The organism is Flavobacterium sp. NRK1 (assembly GCF_024054175.1).
In the GTDB taxonomy this organism is placed as follows: domain Bacteria; phylum Bacteroidota; class Bacteroidia; order Flavobacteriales; family Flavobacteriaceae; genus Flavobacterium.
In genome coordinates this window covers 3,101,831-3,124,148 of sequence record NZ_JAMXLA010000001.1, presented here as the reverse complement: position 1 = coordinate 3,124,148, position 22,318 = coordinate 3,101,831, and the positions used below count along the sequence as shown (strand labels likewise).

General features: G+C 34.1%; 22 protein-coding genes. 12 read left to right on the top strand and 10 right to left on the bottom strand.

What is annotated here, in order from left to right; translation table 11 throughout:
* Nucleotide 1: 1 nt before the first annotated feature.
* The 5 genes from tilS to NHE85_RS14330 form a co-directional block, all read right to left on the bottom strand.
* Nucleotides 2–1,312, bottom strand: a complete 1,311-nt coding sequence (tilS, locus tag NHE85_RS14350; protein WP_252812833.1) for a tRNA lysidine(34) synthetase TilS — start codon at nucleotides 1,310–1,312, stop codon at nucleotides 2–4.
* 30 nt (nucleotides 1,313–1,342) lie between these two features.
* Entirely contained in the window at nucleotides 1,343–2,647 is a 1,305-nt protein-coding gene (locus NHE85_RS14345; RefSeq protein WP_252812832.1) for an anthranilate synthase component I family protein, read from the bottom strand.
* Nucleotides 2,648–2,745: 98 nt separating this feature from the next.
* Nucleotides 2,746–4,152: a dihydrolipoyl dehydrogenase gene (gene lpdA, locus NHE85_RS14340; RefSeq protein ID WP_252812831.1), complete on the bottom strand. Its 1,407-nt coding sequence runs from the start codon at nucleotides 4,150–4,152 to the stop codon at nucleotides 2,746–2,748.
* 127 nt (nucleotides 4,153–4,279) lie between these two features.
* Nucleotides 4,280–5,911 carry a carboxylesterase/lipase family protein gene (locus NHE85_RS14335; protein WP_252812830.1) on the bottom strand — a complete coding sequence of 544 codons (1,632 nt, stop codon included), beginning with the start codon at nucleotides 5,909–5,911 and terminating at the stop codon, nucleotides 4,280–4,282.
* 38 nt (nucleotides 5,912–5,949) lie between these two features.
* Nucleotides 5,950–6,402, bottom strand: a complete 453-nt coding sequence (locus NHE85_RS14330; RefSeq protein ID WP_252812829.1) for an Lrp/AsnC family transcriptional regulator — start codon at nucleotides 6,400–6,402, stop codon at nucleotides 5,950–5,952.
* A gap of 189 nt (nucleotides 6,403–6,591) precedes the next feature.
* Between NHE85_RS14330 and NHE85_RS14325 the strand changes: the two genes are divergently transcribed.
* The 3 genes from NHE85_RS14325 to NHE85_RS14315 all read left to right on the top strand — a co-directional run bounded on the left by NHE85_RS14325 (nucleotide 6,592) and on the right by NHE85_RS14315 (nucleotide 10,800).
* Nucleotides 6,592–7,794: an aminotransferase class I/II-fold pyridoxal phosphate-dependent enzyme gene (locus NHE85_RS14325; RefSeq protein ID WP_252813314.1), complete on the top strand. Its 1,203-nt coding sequence runs from the start codon at nucleotides 6,592–6,594 to the stop codon at nucleotides 7,792–7,794.
* A 151-nt stretch (nucleotides 7,795–7,945) separates the two neighbouring features.
* A complete protein-coding gene (locus NHE85_RS14320; RefSeq protein WP_252812828.1) occupies nucleotides 7,946–10,120 on the top strand; it encodes a S9 family peptidase in 2,175 nt (724 codons plus the stop codon).
* A gap of 53 nt (nucleotides 10,121–10,173) precedes the next feature.
* The gene (locus tag NHE85_RS14315) at nucleotides 10,174–10,800 is read left to right on the top strand and encodes a hypothetical protein (RefSeq protein WP_252812827.1); all 627 of its coding nucleotides are present in this window, start codon (nucleotides 10,174–10,176) and stop codon (nucleotides 10,798–10,800) included.
* Between the two features lie 32 nt (nucleotides 10,801–10,832).
* Here NHE85_RS14315 and NHE85_RS14310 read toward each other — a convergent pair whose 3' ends face one another.
* Nucleotides 10,833–11,066, bottom strand: coding sequence for a hypothetical protein (locus tag NHE85_RS14310; RefSeq protein WP_252812826.1), 234 nt, complete (start codon nucleotides 11,064–11,066; stop codon nucleotides 10,833–10,835).
* Between the two features lie 11 nt (nucleotides 11,067–11,077).
* Nucleotides 11,078–12,250, bottom strand: a complete 1,173-nt coding sequence (locus tag NHE85_RS14305; RefSeq protein ID WP_252812825.1) for a class I SAM-dependent RNA methyltransferase — start codon at nucleotides 12,248–12,250, stop codon at nucleotides 11,078–11,080.
* Between the two features lie 58 nt (nucleotides 12,251–12,308).
* On the opposite strand from NHE85_RS14305, the gene NHE85_RS14300 reads away from it, so the two are divergent.
* From NHE85_RS14300 to NHE85_RS14275, 6 genes are read left to right on the top strand one after another with little or no spacing between them, the layout of a single operon-like run.
* Entirely contained in the window at nucleotides 12,309–13,040 is a 732-nt protein-coding gene (locus tag NHE85_RS14300) for a cyclopropane-fatty-acyl-phospholipid synthase family protein (RefSeq protein WP_252812824.1), read from the top strand.
* Complete coding sequence (locus NHE85_RS14295) at nucleotides 13,040–13,756, top strand: ZIP family metal transporter (RefSeq protein ID WP_252812823.1); 717 nt, start codon at nucleotides 13,040–13,042, stop codon at nucleotides 13,754–13,756. Before NHE85_RS14300 ends, NHE85_RS14295 begins: the two co-directional genes overlap by 1 nt.
* A 10-nt stretch (nucleotides 13,757–13,766) precedes the next feature.
* Nucleotides 13,767–14,582 (top strand): N-acetylmuramic acid 6-phosphate etherase, encoded by an 816-nt coding sequence (gene murQ, locus NHE85_RS14290; protein ID WP_252812822.1) that lies wholly within the window; start codon nucleotides 13,767–13,769, stop codon nucleotides 14,580–14,582.
* Nucleotides 14,569–14,787 carry a DUF6095 family protein gene (locus tag NHE85_RS14285; RefSeq protein WP_252812821.1) on the top strand — a complete coding sequence of 73 codons (219 nt, stop codon included), beginning with the start codon at nucleotides 14,569–14,571 and terminating at the stop codon, nucleotides 14,785–14,787. The genes murQ and NHE85_RS14285 overlap by 14 nt, the downstream gene beginning before the upstream one ends.
* A gap of 2 nt (nucleotides 14,788–14,789) precedes the next feature.
* Nucleotides 14,790–15,164, top strand: coding sequence for a DNA topoisomerase IV (locus tag NHE85_RS14280; protein ID WP_252812820.1), 375 nt, complete (start codon nucleotides 14,790–14,792; stop codon nucleotides 15,162–15,164).
* 13 nt (nucleotides 15,165–15,177) lie between these two features.
* Entirely contained in the window at nucleotides 15,178–15,954 is a 777-nt protein-coding gene (locus tag NHE85_RS14275) for a TerC family protein (protein ID WP_252812819.1), read from the top strand.
* Between the two features lie 30 nt (nucleotides 15,955–15,984).
* On the opposite strand, the gene NHE85_RS14270 is transcribed toward NHE85_RS14275, so the two are convergent.
* Both NHE85_RS14270 and NHE85_RS14265 read right to left on the bottom strand, forming a co-directional pair.
* On the bottom strand, nucleotides 15,985–16,209 hold the full coding sequence (locus tag NHE85_RS14270) for a hypothetical protein (RefSeq protein WP_252812818.1): 225 nt from the start codon (nucleotides 16,207–16,209) through the stop codon (nucleotides 15,985–15,987).
* Nucleotides 16,210–16,698: 489 nt separating this feature from the next.
* A complete protein-coding gene (locus tag NHE85_RS14265) occupies nucleotides 16,699–17,187 on the bottom strand; it encodes a DNA-deoxyinosine glycosylase (RefSeq protein WP_252812817.1) in 489 nt (162 codons plus the stop codon).
* A 149-nt stretch (nucleotides 17,188–17,336) separates the two neighbouring features.
* On the opposite strand from NHE85_RS14265, the gene NHE85_RS14260 reads away from it, so the two are divergent.
* The 3 genes from NHE85_RS14260 (at nucleotide 17,337) to ligD (ending at nucleotide 21,347) form a co-directional block, all read left to right on the top strand.
* Nucleotides 17,337–17,924, top strand: coding sequence for a ferritin-like domain-containing protein (locus NHE85_RS14260; protein ID WP_252812816.1), 588 nt, complete (start codon nucleotides 17,337–17,339; stop codon nucleotides 17,922–17,924).
* Nucleotides 17,925–17,985: 61 nt separating this feature from the next.
* Nucleotides 17,986–18,768: a Ku protein gene (locus NHE85_RS14255; RefSeq protein WP_252812815.1), complete on the top strand. Its 783-nt coding sequence runs from the start codon at nucleotides 17,986–17,988 to the stop codon at nucleotides 18,766–18,768.
* Nucleotides 18,769–18,773: 5 nt separating this feature from the next.
* Entirely contained in the window at nucleotides 18,774–21,347 is a 2,574-nt protein-coding gene (gene ligD / locus NHE85_RS14250; protein ID WP_252812814.1) for a DNA ligase D, read from the top strand.
* 51 nt (nucleotides 21,348–21,398) lie between these two features.
* Here ligD and sucD read toward each other — a convergent pair whose 3' ends face one another.
* Entirely contained in the window at nucleotides 21,399–22,271 is an 873-nt protein-coding gene (sucD, locus tag NHE85_RS14245; protein WP_252812813.1) for a succinate--CoA ligase subunit alpha, read from the bottom strand.
* Nucleotides 22,272–22,318 lie beyond the last annotated feature (47 nt).

Below are 22,318 nucleotides of genomic sequence, written 5' to 3'. Positions count from 1 at the left end.
TTTATAAAACTTCTATTTTTAAAATTGTGTCTGTTGAATTGCGTATTTTAAAACGGTCATCAGCACGCCTGCCAATAATCCATATAATTTCATTATCAGAACATAAAAGCCAGGTATTTTCTTTTTCTGATAAAGACATTTTTTCGTCTTTAAAAAATTTAGCAACCTTCTTTTTCTGTCCGTTCATTCCAATTGGACAAAAATAATCACCCTCCTGCCATTTACGCACAAATAAAGGGAATTTTATTAAGTTATTATTAACAAAAATGGTGTTTTTTGTGGAATCTTCAGAAATGCTATCATTTAATTTAAGTGTCATTATTAAAGGCTGAGTTATTTCTTCTACACCTTCTTTTATTTCATATATGTTTTTATCTGAAAACTTTAACGGCTCAAGGATAAGAACCTGTCTGTCTTTTAATAATCTGTAACCATGTGAAAATACTTGTTTCCCTGCTTGTGCTTCAGGTAATAAATATATATCGTCCCATGCGGTAAAACCAAAAGGACTTAGCCATTGATATAAATAAGCTTTATAATTTGGCAAGCGCTTTAATTGCTGTATATCAATATGCTTTTGGCCTTCTTTTTCTGAAACAACCTGCTGATACATAAGTATTGCAGCATCATGAGCCAAAGATGCCGTTTGATTTATATTTTTTAATGTCTGTTTAAATGAGGTAGTAAATGAAGGATTTAAATTCTTTAATTCCGGAACTATATGATGTCGCAATTTATTCCTGAAATATTTATCTGAGACATTACTACTATCTTCTCTCCATTCAATAGAATGCTCTTTCGCATAACTTTCTATCTCACTACGTGTATAAGGTAATAATGGCCTGATTATTTTATCATTTTGCTCAGGTATCCCTGTTAATCCTTCAAGTCCTGTTCCACGAATAAAATTAATTAGAAATGTTTCAACAGTATCATCCAGATGATGTGCTGTCAGAAGATACTCCAGGTCATTTTCTTCTAATAACTGATTAAACCATGCATATCTCAATTCCCTTGCCGCTACCTGAACTGATAGTTTATTATCTGTGGCAAAAGCCTTTGTATCAAAACCGGTTATGAAAATTTTAATTCTGTTTTTTGCAGCGTAATATCTTATAAAATCTTCATCGTCGTCACTCTCTTTCTCCCTGAGATTAAAGTTGCAATGTACTATTGAAATATTAAAATTCAATTGCTGGAATAAGTGTAACAAAACCATACTATCTATTCCTCCACTAACTGCAAGCAGTAATTTGGATTCTTTTAAAAATGGAAGGTTTTGTGATAAATGATTTTTGAATTCTGAAAGCATAATCAAAGTTAACAAATTAAAGGTAAATAATTATGCTTCAAGCACACTGCGCATAGCTTTAGCTTTTAAAAGACATTCTTCATATTCTTTCTCAGGTTCAGCCTTTGAAGTTATTGCACTACCAACGGAAAACGATACATAATTATTATCGTCATTATATAAAATACTTCGTATAACAACATTAAAGTCAAAATTTCCATCAGGAGTAAAATATCCCACCGCCCCGCTATACAGGCCACGTTTAGTTTCTTCAAGATTTTCTATGATCTGCATCGCAGATATTTTAGGGGCACCTGTCATGCTTCCCATCGGGAAGGTTGTTCTTATAGCATCAACTGCAGAATTACCTTCATCAAGTTTTGATACTACTGTTGAAATTAAATGATGCACCTGTTTAAAAGTATATGCACCACAAAGTTCCTCTACCTCTACTGAGCCTTTAGCAGCAGTTTTAGATAGATCATTACGCACTAAATCTACGATCATTATGTTTTCAGAACGTTCTTTTTGATTTAGTAAAAGTTCTTCCTGTATAGCAATATCCTCCTTAATATCAGAACTACGCCTGGCGGTGCCCTTAATAGGCTGCGAAATTAATTTATCACCTTCTTTTCTGATATATCTCTCCGGAGAAGCTGATAATAAAAATTGTTTATGATTTTTAAAATAAACAGCAAAAGGCGGTTCTGAAATTGCATTTAGTTTTTTGTATATCTCCAAAGGATCAATAGCAGCATGCTCTGCATAAAATTCCATACAAAAATTAGCTTCATAAATATCACCTCTATGAATATGAGTCAACATTTGCTCAGCTTTAGCCCCATAACTTTGCTTAGAAATCCGCTGTTTAATTATTAAAGGTTGTTTTTCTTTATCTCCATATTCTTTGTTAATAGATAAATCATAATTATTAATTTCATTATAATCGCTTTCAATTTCATCATCACACATGTTCAGATACTGAAATTCCAGTCCATTTTCTTTTAATAGAAAAAGCTTTTTAGGCTGAAAGAAAAAAAGATCGGGGAAATTTAATCCATCAAAATTTTGAGATTTTAAGTCTTCCGTATCATTCTTTAAATCGTATGATAAATAACCAAACAACCAGTCTTTTGTAGTTTGCTGATAAACGTTAAGTTCTTCAAAAGCATTATGATAGTCTGTTTTAATTGAAGTAAAAGCATCTACAGCCAAAACAGCATTATAAGACGTATATTTTTGATGATAATTATTACTATCAAGAAAGACGACTTCACGAAATTGCTGTGCCCAGTGTAATAACTTTATTTTATACTGTTCATGGTTATCTAATGTAAAAAATCTGGAAGTTCTCAAAGCATTTATTTAAACATTCAAAAGTACATACATTAGGTGTAAATACAAAACCCACTCATGGTAGAGTGGGTTTGTTATAACCTTGTATTTGTATATTTTTAAATATGTATTGATCTGTTATCAGTAGCAGCAAGTGCAGCTTCTTTAACAGCTTCAGCATAAGTAGGGTGTGCATGTGACATTCTTGAAATATCTTCTGCAGAAGCTTTAAATTCCATTGCAGTTACAGCTTCAGCAATCAAGTCAGCCGTACGTGCGCCTATCATATGAATGCCTAAAACTTCATCAGTTTTAGCATCGGCAAGAATTTTTACAAATCCATCAGTATCCATACTGGCACGTGAACGACCTAATGCTTTAAAAGGGAAACTTCCTGATTTATATTCTACACCTGCTTCTTTAAGCTGTTCTTCTGTTTTACCTACAGCAGCAACTTCAGGCCATGTATAAACAACACCAGGGATAAGATTATAATCAATATGTGGTTTTTGTCCTGCAATAGTTTCAGCAACAAATACACCTTCTTCCTCAGCTTTGTGAGCAAGCATAGCACCTTTTATAACATCTCCAATTGCATATATATTAGAAGCACTTGTTTGTAAATGATCATTTACTTCAATCTGCCCTCTTTCAGTAACTTTTACTCCTGCTGCTTCAGCGTTCAATCCATCTGTATATGGACGACGACCAACAGATACTAATGAATAATCACCATCAAGAGTAATAGTTTCTCCTTTTGCATTTTCAGCCTGAACCTGAACTCCTTCTCCATTACGTTCTACTGATTTTACTTTGTGCGAAGTATAGAACTTCATCCCCTGTTTCTTAAGCACTTTTGTAAGCTCTTTAGACAGGCCTGCATCCATACCAGGGATAATTCTGTCAAGATATTCAACTACAGATACCTGAGCACCAAGACGAAGATACACCTGTCCAAGCTCAAGCCCAATAACACCACCTCCAATAACGATAAGATGTTTAGGTACTTCTTTAAGCTTAAGGGCTTCTGTAGAAGTAATGATTTTTTCTTTATCAATTTTAATAAATGGTAAAGACGATGGTTTTGAACCGGTAGCAATAATTGTATTTTTAGCTTCAATAGTTTCAGAAGAACCATCATTTTTAGTGACTTTAATATGAGTAGCATCTTCAAAAGAGCCAACACCTTCAAAAACAGTAATTTTATTTTTATCCATCAGATATTTAATACCTGATACATTCTGATCTACAACACCCTGTTTACGGGCAATCATCTGCTCAATATTAACCTTTATTTCACCGGCAATATCAATACCGTGCTCCTTAAAATGAGAAGTAGCGTCATGGTAATGGTGTGAAGAATCCAATAATGCTTTAGATGGTATGCATCCTACATTAAGGCAGGTACCACCAAGTGTTGGGTATTTCTCAATAATTGCAGTATTAAAACCCAATTGTGCACAACGGATTGCTGCTACATATCCGCCGGGACCAGAACCTATAACGACTACGTCAAATGAACTCATAATATATATTTTTGTGTAAATTTATTTTTGTAAGGCAAATTTAGGTAATATGATTAATATGGGATAAATAAAAAAGAGGAATTTCCATTCCTCTTTAATTATCTAACATTTTATATTAAATTCAGAACTATTTTTTAATTGAAAAATAACTATCAAGTAATAAATAACGATCCCGATGCTCTTCTTCAACAGGTTTACTCACAGCATCAATATTCATTATATTTAAGCTATTATCAAATGGACTGGGAAGCCATTCAGGAAGATTTTTACCGTTAGGATTTCCCGTTTTAATAAAGTTCGCAAAGTAATTTTCCATAGTTTCAGATGCTTTATAGTCATAAGCAGTCCAGTTATAAAAAGGATTCCCCGCAAGATTACCTAAAGCATATTCAATATCAGAAGCATGCGAAGCTCCCGGCAAAGATTCCGGCATCTTTTTTTCATCGGGTCTATTCCCTTCTTTAATACCTCCTGCCAATCCTTCTTTTACATTTCCGAGTTCTGATTTTAAAGGCGGCCTTTGTTTTGAGAACATATAAACATATACTGGTTTTTTAGTTGAACTTTTATGTAATTCAGCCCATTTCCATGTACTGTAAACTATAAATGCATCGCTTGCGAGTGCAGTAGCCGATTCAATAACCTCTTTCTCATTATTACCGGGATACTTTTTTAATATTTCTGCAGCCCAGTCTTTATAAACATCTTCTACCCTTTTTTTATAATTTTCAGGATTAGGATATTGTCCCTGCATAAATGCCATATAAGGAATCTCTGTAGATGTCCATCCAACAAGAATCGGCACCTGAGCCTGGTAGCCGCTCGCAAATAAATCAGAAGGCATACTTGGTAAAAAATAGCCTTCTATTGTTGCCCTAGCGTTAAAAGCACCCGGTTTTGAAGACTCTTCTAAAAGCTGAGCGGCAGGTATTGCACGAAGTTCTTGCAGTGATCCTGCTTTTACTTTTTCAGCAAATGCTGCACCATTATTTTCGGCTTCTTCTAACGGAACAGCATTAAAGGTTGGATTAATCATTGCTCCACTCTGCCCTATAGCACCTGCAATCAGTTTTTTAGATAAAGGGGAAACTAATTGTGCAGAAACTGAAATTGAACCTGCAGATTCACCTGCAATAGTGATTTTATCAGGATCACCGCCAAAAGCAGCTATGTTTTTTCTTACCCATATTAGAGCTGCATTTTGATCAAGTAACCCATAATTACCCGATGCATTATTAGGAGATTCTTTAGTAAGTTCAGGATGTGAAAAGAAACCAAAAATACCTAATCTGTAATTAAGTGTAACGGTAACTATTCCTTTTTCTGCAAGGCTTTCCCCATCATAACGGCTTTCAGATCCGTCTCCTGCAACAAAACCTCCTCCATAAAAATAAACAAGAACGGGCAGCTTTTCATTTGACGATTTTGCAGGCGTCCAAACATTAAGATACAAACAATCTTCGCTCATTGATGGAGACCTGAAATGCATATCACCATAAACCTGCTTCTGCATAGCATTAGCACCAAAAGTGTCCGCTTTACGAATACCTGTCCATTTTTTAGGCGGTTGGGGTGCTTTCCAGCGTAACTCTCCTACAGGTGGTTGGGCAAACGGAATACCACGATATGTTTTTATTCCGGATTTAAGAACTATACCTTCAAGCATACCCTGTTCCACTTTGGCCTGGGGTCCTCTTTGAGCAAAAAGCTGTATAGCAACTAATAATAGTAAAATTGAAAATGAATACTTTCTTTTCATTATAATTTGTTATAGATGTTTCTAACAAATATAAACTTTTACAATGTTATTATGTTTGTATTTTTTACTTCACTTATCATAAAAGTGCTGTGAGTACTGCCTATATGCTGAAGTGTGGTAAGCTTGGTTACCATAAATTCTCTATAAGCTTCCATATCTTTAACATATATCTTTAATATATAATCATAATCTCCACTTACATGATAACATTCTAAAACTTCATCCAGTTGTGTTATCTCCTGCTCAAAACGTGTTAAATATTCTTTAGTATGCTGAATCAGTTTTATGTGGCAAAACACTACAAAGCTTTTATCCACCTTTTTTTGATTGAGTATTGCTACATATTTATTTATTACACCCTCACGTTCCAGTTTTTTTACCCGCTCATAAATCGCCGTAACAGAAAGATTAAGTTTTAATGATAATTCTTTAGTTGTTTTTGTGCTGTCTTGCTGCAGCAACATAAGCAGTTTTCTATCGATTATATCCATACTATACCGTAAAATTTTCGTTTATCACAAGGAATGTGAAGTGTATAAATGTAAATTAATTTACTTTACAACAAAATTATAGATTATAAATCTAAATAAAACAAAAAGTATTGATTTTTAGTTTATAAAATATTCAATTTGTATAGAATAAAATCTATCAAAAACTGACATTAAAATTTTAAAAATTTAATTATGAAATTCAACCCGGCAGATAATATACAGGATTTACAATATTTTGGAGAATTTGGAGGAGTTAATCCTTCAATATCAGATTCATCTACATATACCTTCCTTTCAGCAAAAACAATGTTTGATACTTTTGAAGGTAATGCTGAAGGATGTTATTTATATTCACGTCACTCTTCTCCAAGTAATTTATATCTGGGCCAGGCACTTGCGGCAATGGAAGGAACGGAATCGGCAAATGTAGCTGCTTCAGGTATGGGTGCAATTACTCCTGTATTATTACAACTTTGTGCTGCCGGAGATCATATCGTTTCTAGTCGTACAATATATGGCGGAACTTATGCCTTCATGAAAAATTTTCTGCCTAAACTTGGTATAAAAACATCTTTTGTAGATATAACTAAACTTGACGTTGTTGAAGCAGCTATAACACCTGATACTAAAGCACTTTACTGCGAAACAGTTAGTAACCCACTTCTTGAAGTAGCGGATATAGAAGGTCTTGCTAAAATTGCTAAAAAGCATAATCTTAAACTTGTTGTAGATAATACCTTCTCACCTCTTTCCGTTTCTCCTGCAAAAATGGGTGCAGATGTGGTTATTCATAGTCTTACAAAATTTATAAACGGAAGCAGTGATACTGTAGGCGGCGTTACTTGTGGTACACAGGAATTTATAGATGCGCTACGTAATGTAAATGATGGCGCAAGTATGTTATTAGGCCCTACAATGGACAGTCTTCGTGCAGCAAGCGTACTTAAAAACCTTAGAACACTGCATATAAGAATGAAACAGCATAGCCATAATGCTATGTATCTGGCAGATCGTTTTGAAAAAGACGGACTTAAAGCGGTATATCCGGGACTTAAAAGTCACCCAAGCCATGAATTATATAAAAGCATGATAAATCCTGAATATGGTTTTGGCGGTATGATGACGCTTGATGTAGGTACACTTGACAAAGCCAATGAACTTATGGAGCTTATGCAGGAACGCAACCTTGGTTACCTTGCAGTGAGCTTAGGTTTCTACAAAACATTATTTAGTGCTCCGGGAACATCTACTTCAAGTGAAATACCTATTGAGGAACAAAAAGAAATGGGATTAACTGATGGCCTTATCCGTTTCTCAATAGGTTTAGATAATGATATTGAAAGAACTTACCAAATGATGAAAAGCTGTATGCAGGAACTTGGAATATTATAATTTTCAAAGTTTATATAATTATTTAAAAATCCGTTTTCCTATAGAAGCGGATTTTTTTGTAACTAAATCAGTCTGTTTACTACTAATTAACAAAGTAATATTTCGCGATAAATTATAGTTTAATTAAATTCGCCATTCTAACAACAAACACATGAAAAAACTATTATGGCTATTTCTTTTATCAGGAATAGCTGCCACGGCACAAAAAAACCTAACTATTCAGGAAGCCACATTTGGCCAGTATCAGGCCTATGCTCCCAAAAGCCTTGTAGCTCCTGCATGGAGACCGGATTCCAAAACTATAACATATCTGGACAATAACTATCAGAATCTTATGGCCCGCAGTGAAGAAGGCAAATGGGAAGAAACAACATTAGTTACAAAAGCACAATTGGTTTCTGCATTAAAAGCGCAATTTCCTTCAGATAGTTTTGAACTTCAAATGTTCCCTTATAACTATAAATGGTCAGACAAAAACACCTTGTCGCTGGAAGTTGGAGGGAAAAACAAAAGCTATTTAGTACTTTTTGATGCAGATAAAAAAGAAGTTAAAAGTGCTATTGCAATTCCACAGGATGCAACCCAACAAGTACTATCTCCAAATGGCAAAAATGCTGCATGGTTAAATGACAATAACATCGTTATTACTTCCAATGGAAAAGATATTAATGTTACTAACGATACTGATAAAGGTATTGTTAACGGTAGTGATTATGTTCACCGTCAGGAATTTGGTATAGATAAAGGTATGTGGTGGAGCGCTGATAGCAGCAAACTATTATTTTACCGTAAGGATGAGACTATGGTTGCTAACTACCCACTTACAAACTGGGACGAGCGTATTGCATCTACAAAGGACATTAAATACCCTATGGCAGGTATGAAAAGTGAAGAAGTTACACTTGTTGTTTACGATATTGCTTCAGGAAAATCAACTACACTTAAAACAGAAGGGCCTAAAGAACAGTTTCTTACCTGCGTTACCTGGTCGCCGGACAGCAAAAAAGTTTATGTAGGTGTACTTAACAGAGAACAAAACCACCTGAAACTTAACAAATATGATGCTTTAACCGGAAATTTTGAAAAAACATTATTTGAAGAACAGGCAACTACCTATGTAGAACCATTACATGACCTGACTTTTGTTCCCGGTAAAAACGATCAGTTTTTATACAGAACTGAAAAAGATGGCTATGAGCAATTGTATCTTTACAATACTGATGGCAAACTAATTAAAAAATTAGGTTTCAAAGATGTTGTAATAACAGATCTTTTAAACTTTGATAAAGACGCTAAAAATATATTTTATATAGGCACAGCTAATAACGGTCTTGACAGACAACTATTTAAAGCAGAGCTTAAATCAGGTAAAACTACACAGATAACTACCGTTTCAGGTACTCACACCGCTATTGTAAGTACAGATGGTACGTTGGCATTAGATAGCTTTAGCAATACAACTACTCCAAATGATGTAAGTATCATTACGGTTAAAAACAATAAAACCACTTCTATATTTAAAGCAGACAACCCTTATACAGGAAAAACTGAACTTCCTAAAATGGAATTGGTTACTATAACTTCCGCAGATGGAAAAACACCTCTTAACGGTAGAATTATTTATCCTGCTAATTTTGACGCTTCAAAAAAATACCCGACTGTAGTTTATGTTTACGGAGGGCCTCATGCTCAGCTTGTAGCTAACAGATGGCTGGGAGGAGCTTCATTATTTGACTATTATCTTGCTCAACAGGGTTATGTAGTTTTCACTATGGATAATAGAGGTAGTGATGCACGCGGTCGTGATTTTGAACATATAGTACACCGTAATCTTGGAGTAAATGAAATGGCCGATCAAATGAAAGGTGTTGATTTTCTTAAATCAAAATCTTTTGTAGATCAGGACAGGATTGGTGTTTCCGGATGGAGTTTTGGTGGTTTTATGACTACATCTTTAATGCTTGATCATGGTGACGTATTTAAAGTTGGGGTTGCAGGCGGGCCGGTATGCGACTGGAAATATTATGAAGTTATGTATGGAGAGCGCTATATGGATATGCCACAGGAAAACCCTGAAGGTTATGCTAAAACCAATGTTATAGATAAAGCTAAACAACTTAAAGGCAGACTACTTGTAATTCATGGAGCTCAGGATAATGTGGTTGTTCAGCAGCACAGCATGGAGTTTATTAACGCTTGTATAACTGCAGGTAAACAGGTAGATTATTTTCTATATCCTACTCATGAACATAACGTACGCGGAAGGGACAGAATTCATTTAAATCAGAAAATTGCTGATTATTTTGATACGTATCTTAAAAAGTAATATTTTAACGGAGGCTTAAGCCTCCGTTTTTGTTTAGAATATAATAATATCTAATGGATAACACAATTTCAAGACTCAATCGCTACACTACTCTTCCTATTCTTTTGGATATGTTGGAGAGAAAGAAACTTACTTTACTCAACCCAATACTTTGGGAAGACAGGAATGATGCCGAAATTATACTTGAATATAAAAACCGTAAAGGAGTAGATAACTTATTTGCTCTATGTTTTTCTCATAACGATGAAACCTTACATCATTGGAAAACATATTCTAACGGGCCAAGTGGCTGTGTAATTGAATTTGATGCTAAAAAATTATTTGCCATTCTTAACAAAATTCCGGGATTGAAACATGGAGTTGTAGATTATAAAAAACTGCCTGAGATAGAAAAAACTAAAGTTGAAATTAATGCTATGCCATTCACAAAAAGGTGGCCTTATCGTGTTGAAGAAGAATATAGAATAATTTATGAAACCAATGAAAAAATGGATTTCTTTGAGATTGATATTCCATTAAATATTATTCGTAAAGTAACCATAAGCCAGCAAATGCCCCAACAAATATATAATACGATAAAGGAACATTTAAAAGGAACATCAAAAAATCCTGATGGCAGAATAAGCCGATCTACATTGTACGAAAATAAACGCTGGATAAACGGATTTAAAAGAATGTAAACCGGAAGCTTAAAGTCTCTCCGGTTTATATATTATTTAACCTCTTTAATACCTTTTATAAAAAGCCATTTCATATAAATCTTATCACCACCTGCCTGTCTTACATGCTGAAATTTTGGAGCCAGTATAGTTGTAATAACTGCTGCACTAAGCGGAACCCAAAAACCTGTAAGGTTTGTAAAATTGTAAAGTAGTAAATAAGAGACTACATAAAAAGGAAGAAATCCTAATAAGTTGTATAAAAAAGATTTTATCTGTTTATTCATTTGCTATTTTTTTAAGAATCGGTATTTTCTTTTTGAAATTTGGTTCTTTTACTCCCTTCATACATTTCATATTTTACAAAACGTGTTTCAAGCTTACCATTGAACAGTTTAATTTTTCTTGAAGGTTTTAACCCAACAAATTTAAGAGCTTCAAGGTTAGCAGTAATAAACCACGCATTTGTACCCGGATAGCTTTGTTTAAGCGTATCACCTATTTCCCTGTAAAAACGTTCAAGATCAATATCCAGCCTTTCACCATAAGGCGGGTTAAATACCATATGTAGTGGGCCTCTGGTTTCTTTTTCTGTAGTAAAAAAGTCCTGCTGGCTTATAGTTACATAATCGTCAAGATTTGCATTCTGTATATTGTCTTTAGCTTTCGCTACTGCCGATGGTGCCTTATCATATCCTTTTATTGTATAATGGAATTCTTTTACTTTTTTAAGCAATGATTCCACAATAGTATCAAAAAGGTCATTATCCCAATCGTTCCATTTTTCAAAAGCGAATTCCTTACGGTTAATATTTGCAGGAATATTACAGGCAATCATTGCCGCTTCAGCTAAAATAGTACCAGAGCCACACATAGGATCTATAAAATCACCCTGCCCATCCCAACCGGAAAGCAACAACATTCCCGCTGCCAGCACCTCATTAATAGGCGCTATGTTAGTTGCTGTTTTATATCCTCTCTGATGCAGAGAGTTACCAGAAGTATCTAATGCGACTGAGCACTGATCATTGTGTATATGCAGGTTTATTCTTAAGTCAGGAAAATCTTTATCAATACTAGGCCTTTTGCCATATTTGTCTCTAAACTGGTCTACAACTGCATCTTTGGCTTTTAAGGCAACAAATTGAGAATGATTAAAATGATCTGAATGCAGGGTAACATCAATTACAAATGATTGATTTGCATTTAAATATTTAGACCAGTCTATACCCCGAATACCCTTATAAAGGCTTTGCTCATTATATGCCCTGAAATAGTAAATAGGTTTAAGTATCTTAAGGGCAGTACGTAAAGCCAGGTTTGCTTTATACATAAAACCTTTGTCTCCTACGAAACTTACCATTCTTACCCCCTGCTCAACATCCTGTGCTCCTAAAACCTGCAATTCTTTGGCAAGTATTTCTTCAAAACCAAAAAAGGTTTTGGCAATCATTTTATAATTATTTTCCATGTGCCTGAATCAAATTCTTGGCAAAAATAAACTAATTTTGCGGCTACATTCAATGAATATGCAAAAAGAAACAAATAACTGGTTTGCATCCTGGTTCGATACCCCTTACTATCATATATTGTATAAGGACCGTGACTACGAAGAGGCTCAACTCTTTATGGATAATATAACACAGTATCTTAACCTTCCTGAAGACGCAAAAATACTTGATTTAGCCTGTGGAAAAGGACGCCATTCCATATATCTTAATCAGTTGGGTTATGATGTAACGGGAGCCGATCTGTCAGAAAACAGTATTGCTATAGCTTCTAAAGCCGCTAACGATAAACTTCATTTTACAGTACACGATATGCGTGAACCTTTTGAACAAAAGTTTGACGCAATATTTAATTTATTTACCAGCTTTGGTTATTTTGAAAATGATAGTGATAATACAGTAACGCTAAAAGCAATTTGCGAAAGCCTTAATGAATATGGATTTGGTGTAATTGATTTCATGAATGTAAACAAGGTAATCAAAAATCTTATTCCCGAAGAAACGAAAACTGTAGACGGTATAGATTTTTATATAAAGCGCTATGTAAAAGATAATCATATTTTTAAGGAAATTGATTTTGAAGACAATGGCAAAAAGTTTCATTTTACTGAAAAAGTAAAAGCACTTACTCTTGAAGATTTTGAGGGAATGATGGAAGAAGCCGGTATTTACCTTTTGGATATTTTTGGTGATTACAAGCTTAAAAAATTCTTTAAAAACGAATCGGAACGTTTAATTATGGTATTTAAGTAATGATATATATTCTTCCATTATTATCTGTTATTCTGGGCTATGGTATAGCACTTATTGTTAAACCTGCCAATAAAAAAAGCCTTAAACTGTTGCTTGCATTTAGCGGCTCTTTTTTACTATCTCTTACGGTATTACATTTACTTCCTGAAGTTTACGAGAGCGCCTCACATAGCCATGAAGGCCACGATCATGCCAATAATAACGCTATTGGTATTTTCATTATGGCCGGAATTGTTTTTCAGATAATTCTGGAATATTTTTCAAAAGGTGCGGAGCATGGCCATGTTCATGTTCACGGAAACGAGCATTTGCATAAAATGCCATGGTTATTGTTTCTAAGCCTTTGCATTCATGCACTTTTAGAAGGCATGCCGGTTAGTCACCATGCGGACATGGCTTGGGGTATAGCCATACACCACTTCCCTATTGCAATAATACTAACGGCTTTTCTAATCAATTCAGGGCTAAATAAAACAGCAGTAATGTTATTCATGCTTGCCTTTGCCATAATGACACCTCTTGGAACCCTCATATCGGGGCAAATGGATTTTATAAGCCATTATTATGCGGAAATATCAGCAGTAGTTGTTGGTATATTATTCCATATATCATCTACAATTATATTTGAGAGCAGCGAAGGTCATAAATTTAACCTTGCCAAACTTCTTGTTATTATTTTAGGAGTTATAATGGCCTATTTTCTTAATTTTACGTAAAAGCCTAATTATGCCATTTACAAGAACTACCGAACAAAGCTCTAAATATGATCATCTGGAAAAGATGCCTGTAGCAGAATTACTTCAGAATATTAACAATGAAGATAAAACTGTGCCTTTTGCAATAGAAAAAGCTTTGCCACAAATAGAAACATTAGTTGAACAGGTTGTTTTTAAGCTTAAAGAAGGCGGTAAGTTATTTTATATTGGTGCCGGTACCAGTGGCAGGTTGGGTATTGTTGACGCTTCAGAATGTCCTCCAACTTTCGGAGTACCATTTGATCTTGTTATTGGACTTATTGCCGGAGGTGATGCTGCTATACGTAAGGCAGTTGAATTTGCAGAAGATGATAAAGAACAGGCATGGAAAGATCTTTCAGAATATAAGATTAATTCTAATGATGTTGTTATAGGCATTGCAGCATCAGGAACAACACCTTACGTTATAGGTGGCCTTGAAAAATGCAATCAGAACGATATAACAACCGGCTGCATTACCTGTAACACGGGTAGTCCGCTGTCTTCTGTAGCTCAATATCCAATAGAAGTTGTTACAGGTCCTGAATTTGTTACAGGCAGTTCACGAATGAAAGCAGGAACTGCACAAAAGCTGGTATTGAATATGATATCTACAGCAACAATGATACAATTAGGCCATGTAAAAGGGAATAAAATGGTTGATATGCAATTAAGCAACCATAAGCTTGTTGATCGCGGCATACGAATGATAATGGATGAAATTAGCGTTTCACAAGAAGTTGCCACTACCCTTTTAAACGAACATAAAAACGTCAGAAAAGCTATTGAAGCATATGCCAACAGATAAAAGAATATTATTAAAAGGTATAAGATACCTTGCCGGAGCCTTACCATTATTTTTTTTAGGCCCTGTAGTTATACACTCTTCTTTTAAAAATCAGAAACATTTTATGTTTATACCTGTTTTGGGTTTAGGTATAATAACATGCATAATAGGCATGTTATTGATGTTTTTGGGAATAAAAACCATTATGAAAAGCCTATTTGACTAAGTATGAAAAAAATAATGTACCTGTTATTAGCATTACCCTTACTTACCTCATGTTATCAGCAGGAGCGCAATTGCAAGGACTTTAAAACCGGAAAATTCAGTTTTGAATATGAAATAAACGGCAAAAAAAAGACTACCTACTTTGAGCGTACAGAAAATCTTGAAATAGAAACTTTTGAAGGTAAAACTGATACTTCAACAGTGCGTTGGGTAAATGATTGTGAATATATACTTCAAAAAGTACATCCGAAAAATATGCAGGAACAAAAAGCTGTACAGATGAGGATATTGACAACAAAAGAAAATTCATATACATTTGAGTTTTCAATTGTGGGCGATGCCAACAAACAAAAAGGAACCGTAACCAAACTCAATTAAAAAATAAACTCCAATGTTTGAAGTTTTCTTAAACCCTAATGCCTGGGTAGCATTATTAACCCTTACCTTTTTAGAAATTGTATTAGGTATAGATAATATAATTTTCATATCTATTGTAACAGGAAAACTACCTGTAGAAGACCGCAAAAGAGCAACCAGGATAGGATTGTTTCTGGCTATGTTTATGCGTATAGGCCTTCTTTTTGGCATAACCCTGCTTATTGCTATGAAGGAACCTTTATTTAGTATTGACCTGGGCTGGTTTAAAGCACATCTGACAGGGCAGGCTTTAATATTACTTGGAGGCGGTGTCTTTCTAATTTATAAAAGCACCAAAGAGATACATGAAAAAGTAGATCATAAAGGAGAGGAAGAAAAAACCTTAGGAGGAGCTGCTAAAAAATCTTTTACAGCTATTATATTCCAAATCCTTCTGATTGATATCATATTTTCAATAGATTCCATTCTTACTGCTGTAGGTATGACAAACGGACTTGAGGGAGCTCTTCTGATAATGATAACGGCAGTTATTATATCTGTAGGAATTATGATGCTTTTCGCTGTTCCGGTAGGTAATTTTGTAAACGCAAATCCATCTATACAGATACTGGGACTTGCTTTTTTAATATTAATAGGCTTTATGCTTATTACTGAGAGCATGCATTTATCTGAAGCAGAACTTGCAGGAGAACATGTTGGTACTGTGCCAAAGGGTTATTTGTATTTTGCAATAGCTTTCTCTGTTGCGGTAGAATTTCTGAACATGAAAATGAGAAAGAAAAAAGAATAGTATATATAAAGCACCCTCTCGGGTGTTTTTTTATATATGCATATTATATTTATTATTCTTTTTGTTTTTTTTAAATATTCCGGAAAGTGAAGGCATATTTATTATTATACCAGTTATACATATAAGAATAAGTATAAATTGTATAGAGAGATAAATAATCCCGTTAGAATTACTAAGATCCGGAAAATCTATAATAGCAAAGAACAATGATACGAAAAAAGCTATAACTGAAGTAATAAAACCAAATGTCTTCATAATCCTATATTTTAAATAGTTAGAAATAAACAATTTTTGAAAGGACTATAAGGTGCTAGTTCTTTCAGCTATAAATTCGCTTCATAATAAATTTTAGAGTAGTGTATAATGGTAAAGAGCGTTCCCCAATGCTCTTGAGATAAAGTTACAAAAAAAACTTAAGCAAAAGTTAAAAAATAATATAATAACGTTAAAATAATAAAGTATGATAATTATTTTTTGTAAAGACTGTTATTTCAGCTTTTATAATTGTAGTAGTTTAAGTTAAATTTTAGATATTTAACATTCCTTTATACACATCATGTCAAAATTTCTAAGAAATTGCACCCACAAACCACAATTACGAGAGAGATGAAATGGCGAAATTTAAAACAGAGGGCTAAACAACTTATGCACAACGCTATAAGGAGTTACAAGCAAAGGAGGCTTAGAAGATATTTTATGTCTTGAAAAACCCGTTCTTATTTTGAGAAATTTTGCCATTAGTTATTATTTAACTAATGGCAAAATTTTTTCTTTCCATATCTCAAGTTTTTCAAGATACGATTTTGTTGCATTTGCGCCACTTGGAGAAGGAAGTATATCATAATATATATTTTCACGCCTGCCGATATATTTATCATAGTAAGCTGCGGCATTTTTACTTGAAAAAAATACATATCTGATATTTGGATGCATTTTGTAAAATTCATCAAAATTATTGGGAACTTCATTTAAAATCTTACTATCCAGACTGCCTATTCTTTCGCACAACGCCAATACATCCCAAAGAGCTATATTATGATTAATCAAAATTTCTTTCTTTTCGTTATAGTTATGAGATAACGGTGTGTCAAACATTGTAAAAACTATTTTCCAAAACTGATTACCCCTGTTGCCATAATATTCATTCAATTCCAGAGATTTTTCTCCCGGCATTGTACCAAGTATTAATATTTCAGAATGCATGTTGATTAAAGGGGGAAATGCTTTTTTCATAAGGTTAAAATTAAAGTTATAACCGGTGTAAATTATTACACTTTAAGTTAAACTACTGTTACTGAATATATTTTTATGATATAGTTAGCATAACATTAATAACAGGTAAGCTAATTTAGAGACAATTATAGTCATTAAAATAAAAAATTATGAAAACAGCAACCAAAACCACAACCCGAAAAACAACTACTAAAAAAGCACCAGCAACTACACGCTCAGCCAGTGTAAAAGCAAAATCTACAGCAGCTGATGGACTTAAAGAATTTTATATAGATTGTTTAAAAGATATCTATTGGGCAGAAAAAGCATTAACAAAAGCTTTGCCAAAAATGGCCAAAAACGCCAGCGATAAAAACTTAATATCTGTACTTGAAGAACATTTATCTGAAACTGAAGAACAAATTTCAAGACTTGAAAGAGTATTTGAACTTGTTGGGAAAAAAGCTGTAGCAAAAAAATGTGAAGCTATGGATGGCCTTATTAAAGAAGGACAGGATATTATGGAAAGTACAGAGATAGGTCCTGTACGAGATGCAGGTATTATTGCCGCTTCTCAGAAAATAGAACATTATGAAATTGCAACATATGGTACTCTATGTGCTTTTGCAAAAACACTTGGTTATGATGATGCCGCTAAGATTCTTCACGAAACATTGGAAGAAGAAAAAGGTGCCGATTTAAATTTAACTGAAAGAGCTTACAATAATATCAATTTTGAAGCTACTGAAGAAAATTAGTAATAAATATAGTTATGGCCGGTATTAAGCCGGCCATAACTTGCTATAAAAACATCAGATCATGAAAGCACTCTGGAAAGGAAGTATAAGTTTTGGCCTTGTAAATATACCTGTAAGGCTTTATAGCGGAACAAATTCACACAGGATCAATCTTGACATGATAAGACAGAAAGACCAGTGCCCTATTCAGTATGTGCGGGTATGTAAAAAAGACGGTAAAGAAGTTCCATGGGATGAAATTGCCAAAGGCTACAGAAAAGAAAATGGTGACTATGTAGTTTTAGATAAAAGTGACTTTGCTAAAGCATCGCCTGAAAAAACGCAGACTATAGATATTTTTGAATTTATAAAAGAGGAAGAAATACCTTCTAAATATCTTGAAAAGCCTTATATAATTGAGCCTTCAAAAGAAGCAAAAAAAGTATATGCATTGCTGCGTGAAGCTCTTAAAAAATCTGAAAAAGTAGGCTTATGTAAATTTGTAATGCGCACTACCGAACATTTGGGAATACTTAAGGTCGAGGAAAATGCAATACTCTTAATTCAGATAAGATTTAATGATGAATTAAGGGATCCTCATGAAGTAAACATACCTTCAGATCTTAAAATCACGAAAAAAGAGCTTGATATGGCTCTGTCTATAATAGATCAGCTAACTGATAAATTTGAGCCCGGCAAATATAAAGATACTTATAAAGCCGAACTTATAAAAATGATTAAAAAGAAAGCTGCAGCAAAATCAGATACAAAGGAACCTGCTCCTAGAAAAAGAAGAAAAGCTGCAACTGCCAAAGATGATTTACTTGAGCAGCTAAAAGCCAGCCTCGCAGCTATTAAAAACTAATAGTTATGAAGTTATCAGAATACAATAAAAAAAGAGATTTTAATAAAACTGCCGAACCGAAGGGGAAATTAAAAAAGGCAGGTAAAGAATTACATTTTGTTGTACAAAAACATGATGCTTCACATCTTCACTATGATTTCAGGCTTGAAATAGATGGTGTGCTTGTAAGTTGGGCAGTACCCAAAGGGCCATCTGCCGATCCTTCTATAAAACGACTGGCTATGCACGTTGAAGATCATCCAATGGATTATATTGATTTTGAAGGCACTATACCAGAAGGTCAGTATGGTGGTGGTACTGTAATGGTTTGGGATACAGGTACCTATTTAGCCGAAGGAAGTGAAAATGCTGTAGAAAGCGAAAAAATACTAAAAAAACAATATTCAGAAGGAAATATAAAAGTAGTATTAAACGGAGAAAAGCTTAAAGGATCTTACCATTTAATTCATATGAAAGGTAAGGATAAAGAATGGCTCTTAATGAAATCACGGGATGAGTTTGCAACAAAAAAAGTTTTTGATCAGCATTCAGTATTAACCGGCAGAACTTTAAATCAAATTGAAAACGATAAAAAATCTGATACCTGGGACAGCTCTCCTAAAAAAAAGATAACTAATAATACCGATATTTCTGATGAAAAAAGTTCTACACCCGTTTTTACTACTGATGATGTAATAAATGCAAAAAAATTAGATTCATTTCCTCATGATTGGCGGCCACAACTCGCAACTTTAACCGATGAAGTTTTTGACAATGATGAATGGATATTTGAAAACAAGTATGACGGCTACAGGTCACTTATAGAAATTGATGAAGGAAAAGTAAATCTTGTTTCGCGGAAAGGAATTTCTTTTAATAAAAAATATAGGGAATTAGTAGAAGCCTTTGCTGCTATAAATAATGATGTAATTTTAGATGGAGAAATTGTAGTTGAAGATTCCAAAGGTAAAAGCCATTTCCAATGGCTTCAATATTATCAGGACAACCCCGGCAGGGGAAAACTAAAATGCTACATCTTTGATATTCTATATTTTAATGGTTATGACCTTACAAAATTGGAACTATTACAACGTAAAAAAATATTAAAAGCTTTACTTCCAAAATTAGATAATATAGTATATTCAGAACATACTACAGGCAAGGGTATAACAGCATTAAAAAAAGCTAAAGAAAGAGGCAGTGAAGGGCTTATAGCTAAAAAATCTTCATCGCATTATGTTATAAATAAAAGATCTTCGGAATGGCTTAAAATAAAAGTAACTAATGAACAGGAAATGGTAATAGGCGGATTTACCGAACCACAAGGTATTCGAAAGGGGTTTGGAGCATTATTATTAGGATACTATGATAATAATAAATTAATTTATTCCGGAAAAGTTGGTACTGGTTTTAATGATACTTTATTACAGGAATTACATACTAAACTGGAAAAAATTGAGCGAAAAACATGCCCTTTCACAGAGGAACCTGAAGAAAAAACTGCGCATTGGGTTACCCCTTCTCTTGTAGCCCAGATTAAATATTCTGAATGGACAGAAAGCGGAAGCCTGAGGCATCCTGTATTTATTGCTCTAAGAAACGATAAAAATGCCAGAGAAGTTACCCGCGAAGCGAAAAAGAATCTTACTCCCGACGTAAAAACTACTAATGCTGAGAAATATTCTGATTTGCAAAACAACAATTCTAAAAAGATGAAAGAAATTGATGATAAAGTAGAAATTACTAATCCTGATAAAATTTTCTGGCCAAAAGAAAAAATAACAAAAAGAGAAGTTATTGATTACTATAATCAAATGGCAGAATATATTCTTCCCTTTATTATTGACAGGCCGCAATCACTAAGGCGAAATCCTAATGGTATAAAAGATCAGGGATTTTTCCAGAAGGATGTTGCCGGAGCAGTTCCTGACTGGATAAAAACACGTAAACTCAAATCTAAATCCACAGGTGAAACTATAGAATATCTTATATGTCAGGATAGGAAAACATTACTTTTTTTAGCTAATTGGGGATGCATAGAAATTAATCCCTGGAGCAGCCGTTTGGGCAGCCTGAATAATCCTGATTATATAATATTTGACCTCGACCCAAACGAGGCAAGCATCAATGACCTTGTTATAACAGCCAAAAAAGTAAAAGAAATTATTGACAGCTTAGGTATTACAGGCTATTTAAAAACGTCAGGCGGAAAAGGCCTGCATATTTTTATTCCTGTAAAACCTAAATATACCTATTCACAGACCAGAGATTTTTCGCATATAATAAGTCAGCACGTTAATCAGGCTTTACCAGATATTACAAGTTTAGAAAGATCGCCATCAAAACGAAAGGGAAAAGTTTACCTTGACTTTCTGCAAAACGGCAAAGGAAAAACAATGGCTTGTGCTTATTCGCTTCGCCCACGCGATGGAGCAACAGTAAGTACACCTTTAGAATGGGACGAACTTAACAAAAATCTGGATTTAAAATCCTTTAATATTAAAACAACAATAGCACGAATAAAGGAAAAAGGAGATTTATGGAGTGATTTTTTCAGTAATGCAATCGACTTAAAAAGCATTCTTAATAAGTTGAGTTAAAAAATAAAAGCCTCACAATGTGAGGCTTTTAATATTCTTTTTTTAGGAAAATTATCCTAAAACTTCTTTTACTTTTTTACCAATTTCAGCAGGAGAGTCAACAACATGAATTCCGTTTTCTCTCATGATACGTTTTTTAGCTTCAGCAGTATCATCAGCACCACCCACAATTGCACCTGCGTGACCCATTGTACGGCCTTTAGGAGCAGTTTCACCTGCAATAAAGCCAATAACTGGTTTTTTATTACCGTCTGCTTTGATCCATTTAGCCGCATCAGCTTCTAACTGGCCTCCGATTTCACCAATCATAATAATAGCTTCAGTTTCAGGATCATTCATTAATAGTTCTACAGCTTCTTTTGTAGTAGTTCCAATAATTGGGTCACCACCAATACCAATAGCTGTAGTAATACCTAAACCTTGTTTTACAACCTGATCAGCAGCTTCATAAGTAAGTGTTCCTGACTTAGAAACAATACCTACACTACCTTTTTTGAAAACAAAACCAGGCATAATACCTACTTTAGCTTCACCCGGTGTAATTACACCAGGACAGTTAGGACCTACTAAACGGCAATCTTTATCTTTAATATAATCATAAGCTTTTATCATATCTGCTACAGGGATACCTTCAGTAATAGTAATGATTACTTTAATACCTGCTTCAGCAGCTTCCATAATTGCATCGGCAGCAAAGGCCGGCGGAACAAAAATGATAGTTGTATCTGCACCTGCTACATCTACAGCATCTTTTACTGTATTAAATACAGGACGGTCTAAATGAGTTGTACCGCCTTTACCAGGTGTTACACCACCTACAACATTAGTACCGTATTCTATCATTTGAGTAGCATGAAAAGTACCTTCGCTACCTGTAAATCCCTGAACAATTATTTTGGAATCTTTATTTACTAAAACACTCATGATATATTTTTTAAATTATTTTTTAAATCGTGATGCAAAAATAGGCT

Excerpts from the sequence above, each read along its gene's own strand:
- NHE85_RS14335 (WP_252812830.1), bottom strand. The coding sequence starts at position 5,911 with ATGAAAAGAAAGTATTCATTTTCAATTTTACTATTATTAGTTGCTATA.
- NHE85_RS14285 (WP_252812821.1), top strand. The coding sequence starts at position 14,569 with ATGCCAACAGATAAAAGAATATTATTAAAAGGTATAAGATACCTTGCC.
- tilS (WP_252812833.1), bottom strand. The coding sequence starts at position 1,312 with ATGCTTTCAGAATTCAAAAATCATTTATCACAAAACCTTCCATTTTTA.
- NHE85_RS14310 (WP_252812826.1), bottom strand. The coding sequence starts at position 11,066 with ATGAATAAACAGATAAAATCTTTTTTATACAACTTATTAGGATTTCTT.
- NHE85_RS14330 (WP_252812829.1), bottom strand. The coding sequence starts at position 6,402 with ATGGATATAATCGATAGAAAACTGCTTATGTTGCTGCAGCAAGACAGC.
- NHE85_RS14280 (WP_252812820.1), top strand. The coding sequence starts at position 14,790 with ATGAAAAAAATAATGTACCTGTTATTAGCATTACCCTTACTTACCTCA.
- NHE85_RS14270 (WP_252812818.1), bottom strand. The coding sequence starts at position 16,209 with ATGAAGACATTTGGTTTTATTACTTCAGTTATAGCTTTTTTCGTATCA.
- NHE85_RS14315 (WP_252812827.1), top strand. The coding sequence starts at position 10,174 with ATGGATAACACAATTTCAAGACTCAATCGCTACACTACTCTTCCTATT.
- sucD (WP_252812813.1), bottom strand. The coding sequence starts at position 22,271 with ATGAGTGTTTTAGTAAATAAAGATTCCAAAATAATTGTTCAGGGATTT.
- NHE85_RS14320 (WP_252812828.1), top strand. The coding sequence starts at position 7,946 with ATGAAAAAACTATTATGGCTATTTCTTTTATCAGGAATAGCTGCCACG.
- NHE85_RS14300 (WP_252812824.1), top strand. The coding sequence starts at position 12,309 with ATGCAAAAAGAAACAAATAACTGGTTTGCATCCTGGTTCGATACCCCT.
- NHE85_RS14255 (WP_252812815.1), top strand. The coding sequence starts at position 17,986 with ATGAAAGCACTCTGGAAAGGAAGTATAAGTTTTGGCCTTGTAAATATA.
- NHE85_RS14275 (WP_252812819.1), top strand. The coding sequence starts at position 15,178 with ATGTTTGAAGTTTTCTTAAACCCTAATGCCTGGGTAGCATTATTAACC.
- murQ (WP_252812822.1), top strand. The coding sequence starts at position 13,767 with ATGCCATTTACAAGAACTACCGAACAAAGCTCTAAATATGATCATCTG.
- ligD (WP_252812814.1), top strand. The coding sequence starts at position 18,774 with ATGAAGTTATCAGAATACAATAAAAAAAGAGATTTTAATAAAACTGCC.
- NHE85_RS14260 (WP_252812816.1), top strand. The coding sequence starts at position 17,337 with ATGAAAACAGCAACCAAAACCACAACCCGAAAAACAACTACTAAAAAA.
- NHE85_RS14265 (WP_252812817.1), bottom strand. The coding sequence starts at position 17,187 with ATGAAAAAAGCATTTCCCCCTTTAATCAACATGCATTCTGAAATATTA.
- NHE85_RS14305 (WP_252812825.1), bottom strand. The coding sequence starts at position 12,250 with ATGGAAAATAATTATAAAATGATTGCCAAAACCTTTTTTGGTTTTGAA.
- lpdA (WP_252812831.1), bottom strand. The coding sequence starts at position 4,152 with ATGAGTTCATTTGACGTAGTCGTTATAGGTTCTGGTCCCGGCGGATAT.
- NHE85_RS14295 (WP_252812823.1), top strand. The coding sequence starts at position 13,040 with ATGATATATATTCTTCCATTATTATCTGTTATTCTGGGCTATGGTATA.